We start from the raw sequence: 2,673 nt of genomic DNA on the forward strand, positions 1-2,673 counted from the left end.
TGCAAATGCTGCACTGCACAATTGTCACGATTCACCTATATTGGCAGCCGTGGAGGACCAATTTGGGGCTTGAATCATGGGTTTCTTCACTGAAATGTTCGCCCGGCCTCGGCCACAGGAACATCTGAGATACCGCTCGGCGCTCGCGCTGCTTCATTCGATGAGCAATGCCGACCGCGCCGACATAGGGATCAAGCCGGCCGACTTCCCCCGCATCGCCCGCGAAATGTCCATTCGCTAGCTGCATCCGGTGTTCAGGATGTCCCGGATCGGTCCGGGACACCTCCAAAAAATTCAATTCCTTAGCGCGATCCCAGGAACGTCGCCTTGCCCAACGGTACGCCATTGTGGCGAAGGATGTCGTAAGCCGTGGTGAGATGGAAATAGAAGTTGGGCATGGCCACATGCAGCAGATACTGCAGGCCGGGCATCGAGCTTTCGCGTCCACCAAGCTTCAGCTCGATGATCTTGTCATCGGAGCCGTCGAATTCGGCAGCCGAAAATGTCGCGAGAAGGTCGAGCGTCTTCGTGATGCGAGCCTGGACATCGGCAAAACTCGCCTCATTGTCCTCGTATTTCGGCACTTCGCGGCCGGCGAGCCGTGACGGCGCGCCCTTGGCATGATCGGTGGCGATCTGCACCTGCCTGGTCAAGGCGAACATGTCCGGCGCCAGCCGCGCCGTCAGAAAAACCTGCGGGTCTATCTTGCGGTCCAGCGCATTCTGTTCGGCGGTCGCAAGCACATTGGAAAGCGCTTTCAGCCTGGCCGAAAACACCGGCACGGATGCCTCATACATCGATATCGTCACGTCAAATCTCCTGCCCGGCCCAGCGCCGGCGGACGCGACGTAGCGCCTTCGTGCAGGATTTTTCAAGGCCGCCGACGCCGCGTCACCACGTTGCCGCAATCGCCGTCGTAGAATCCTCTTATCGAGCGGAGGTTCCCGATGAGATGCGCCCTTTTCGCAGCGACTGCCTTTCTCTCCCTTGCCCCGATCGGTCAAACGACCTTGGCAGCCGAAGATGCCCGCGAAACGCCCTATGTCGACGACCGGTCGAGCGCCGATGCTGTTGTGCGTTCGCTCTACAGCGCCATCAGCCGGCACGAATTCGCTCGCGCCTGGGGGTATTTCGGCGATACAAAACCGGCAAAGGATTTCGACAGTTTCGTCAAGGGCTATGACGGCACCGACAAGGTCGAGGTCTTGACCGGGGCGGTTTCCGACGAAGGGGCGGCCGGCAGCATTTTCTACAACGTGCCCATCGCCATCCGCGCCACCGACAAGAGCGGCGGCGAAAAGGTTTTTGCGGGCTGCTACACGCTGCGCCAGGTGAATGCCCAGATCCAGGCGGAGCCACCCTTCGATCCGATCCACATCGAGAAGGGGGCACTGAAACCCTCCGCCGCCGATTTCGAGGAGGCGCTGCCGCCAAGCTGCGGCGATGGGCCGCCGCCACCGAAGAAGGACACTGCGCTGGAGCAGGCAAAGAAGGCGTTTCTGGCAACCTATGGCGGCCAGTGCGACAAACAGTTCCTGGCCGACGAGCCGACGGTCTTTTCAATCAAATACAAGGACAAGGATGCGCAGCCCGGCGACCCCGACAAGGAGACGCGGCTGTTCCATTTTTCCTGCTCGGCCGCCGCCTACAATGAAAGCTCGGTCTATTATATGACCGACGAGACATCGGCCGTGCAGCAATTGCAATTCGCCGAACCCAAGATGGACATCCGCTACGAGAACAATGACAGCAACGGCAAATTGCTGGGCATGAGCATCGTCGGTTTCCAGACGTCCGGCTGGGCGGTCAATTCCGACTATGACGAGGCCACCCAGACGATCACCACGTTCAACAAGTGGCGCGGGGTCGGCGATGCTTCCGACGCCGGCACGTATCTGTTCCGCAACGGCAATTTCTCGCTGGTCCAGTACGACGTCGATGCATCATATGACGGCGAGCAAAATCCCGAGACTGTCGTCGACTACAACACTGCGCCTTGAGCGTCACACGGGCTTGCAGGCAGCCTGTCAGGGCGACTTCGACAGCATCCAGTTGAGCGTGCCGCGCCAGTCGGTCATGCGGATCGGGGTGCCATGGGTGCCGGTCTCGAAACGAACGAAACGGGTCGGGTAAGTCTTCGATTTGGCCAGGATCGAGCGAAAGAATGCCTCCTGATTTGCCACTGGGAAGACCACGTCGTGACTGCCCTGGCCGAAAAAGACCGGCACACGGCGCTTGAATGCTGGGCTGGTGAAAAAGCTCTCATCCCATAGCGAGCCGAGCAGCAGCAGGCCGTTGATGCGGCCGCCCATGTCCTTGCGCGCGGCAAGCTTCCAGCACAGCGCACCACCCATCGATCCGCAGGCAACGAAGATCTTCGCGCCTGGCGACCGGTCGGCATAGTGACCGATCAGCGCTGCCACCTGCGCTGCTCCCTTGTCGCCGAAATCGGTAAAATCCGGGCTAAGGTAGAGGCCGCCATTGCTGGCCATCAGGTTCTTGAGCCGGTTGAAATTGCCGCCGAAGGTGAAGTCGTCGACGCCTTGCTTGCGGCTGCCGCCCTGCCCGTGCAGGTAAAGCACGATGATGCCGGCGCCCTCGGTCTTGCCGACGGCGAAATGCCTGATATCGCCGGCGTCGGTTTTCAGCAACAGATCCTGCTGCACCTTGCGC

General features: G+C 60.3%; 4 protein-coding genes. 2 read left to right on the forward strand and 2 right to left on the reverse strand.

Annotated features, from left to right (window positions below):
- Window positions 1-76: 76 nt before the first annotated feature.
- Complete coding sequence (locus EN879_RS31335; protein WP_023810361.1) at window positions 77-241, forward strand: hypothetical protein; 165 nt, start codon at window positions 77-79, stop codon at window positions 239-241.
- A 61-nt stretch (window positions 242-302) separates the two neighbouring features.
- On the opposite strand, the gene EN879_RS31340 is transcribed toward EN879_RS31335, so the two are convergent.
- Window positions 303-809: a DUF1993 family protein gene (locus EN879_RS31340; protein WP_063167831.1), complete on the reverse strand. Its 507-nt coding sequence runs from the start codon at window positions 807-809 to the stop codon at window positions 303-305.
- A 138-nt stretch (window positions 810-947) separates the two neighbouring features.
- Between EN879_RS31340 and EN879_RS31345 the strand changes: the two genes are divergently transcribed.
- The gene (locus EN879_RS31345) at window positions 948-2,000 is read left to right on the forward strand and encodes a DUF1176 domain-containing protein (protein ID WP_063167830.1); all 1,053 of its coding nucleotides are present in this window, start codon (window positions 948-950) and stop codon (window positions 1,998-2,000) included.
- A 27-nt stretch (window positions 2,001-2,027) separates the two neighbouring features.
- Here EN879_RS31345 and EN879_RS31350 read toward each other — a convergent pair.
- A partial coding sequence (locus tag EN879_RS31350) for an alpha/beta hydrolase (RefSeq protein ID WP_127274497.1) occupies window positions 2,028-2,673 on the reverse strand: 646 nt, incomplete at its 5' end.

Source organism: Mesorhizobium sp. M7A.F.Ca.AU.002.02.1.1 (assembly GCF_003998535.1).
GTDB lineage: Bacteria > Pseudomonadota > Alphaproteobacteria > Rhizobiales > Rhizobiaceae > Mesorhizobium > Mesorhizobium ciceri.

Bases quoted from the DNA above. Each gene is read 5' to 3' on its own strand.
- EN879_RS31345 (WP_063167830.1), top strand. From the start codon at position 948: ATGAGATGCGCCCTTTTCGCAGCGACTGCCTTTCTCTCCCTTGCCCCG.
- EN879_RS31335 (WP_023810361.1), top strand. From the start codon at position 77: ATGGGTTTCTTCACTGAAATGTTCGCCCGGCCTCGGCCACAGGAACAT.